The organism is Vibrio sp. 1978, from assembly GCF_033344345.1.
On record NZ_JAWPOP010000264.1, the window covers coordinates 1 to 859 of the forward strand.

At 42.8% G+C, this 859-nt stretch carries 1 protein-coding gene; it reads right to left on the bottom strand.

Features of this window, described 5'->3' with window-relative positions; translation table 11 throughout:
* Positions 1-238: 238 nt before the first annotated feature.
* A partial coding sequence (locus R8N49_RS25980) for a TetR/AcrR family transcriptional regulator (RefSeq protein ID WP_318190308.1) occupies positions 239-859 on the bottom strand: 621 nt, incomplete at its 5' end.

Below are 859 nucleotides of genomic sequence, written 5' to 3' on the forward strand. Positions count from 1 at the left end.
CGTCGTAAAGTTTGGCTTGCCAGAAAACAACTCGGCATCCCACCATACACTACCGGCTTCCATCGCTTCTTTTTCTGTACTCGACAGCGGAGGAAGAACTTTCTTAAACACTTTAAATGCTGGGTCACTAATCCATTTTCTTCGTAGAGAGCTCATAGTTCAGATCCTTTTGTTCACGTCACCGCTTGCGGCTAATCCTTATTATTGGTTTCACTTTTTACTTGTCGTTATCGAGCGGCTATTTCGCCGACATACCAGCGGACAAGTAAGGAATCAGTAAATCGACGACAGATTTCACATCGATTTCTTTTTCAAATTTGCTTTCTGCCAGCTCGGTCAAAGCTTGACTAGAGGCCATCGTAAATACGCACGTTCCCAACGTGAAATGTAATCGCCAAAACAACAACTCTTCCGTCAACTCTGGGTTTGCTTTCATGATAGAGAAAGTAAACAAATTCAATACTTCTGAGTATCGAGTGCTGATAAACCAACGTAAATGCCCTTGTACATCGGTGTAACCTCGACCAATCAACAACATAAATAGTGCAGTACCATTTGGTCTAACATCACTAAGTGTACGCAGCGGTAAACGTAATGATTCAAACACTTCGTCCATGTTGTAGCTTTCGCGGGTATTCAACTCAATGAGAGACGCCTTTATGCTCGGCATCAGTGCTTCAAGGTATCGGTCCAACACCGCGCGCACTAACGTCTTTTTGTCACCAAAGTGATAATTCACCGATGCAAGATTCACATTTGCTTTGCCTGTAATGGTTCTTAGCGACGTATCATTGAAACCATATTCAGCAAAAAGTCCTTCTGCGACATCGAGTATATTTTGTTTTGTTGTGCTTCTCGG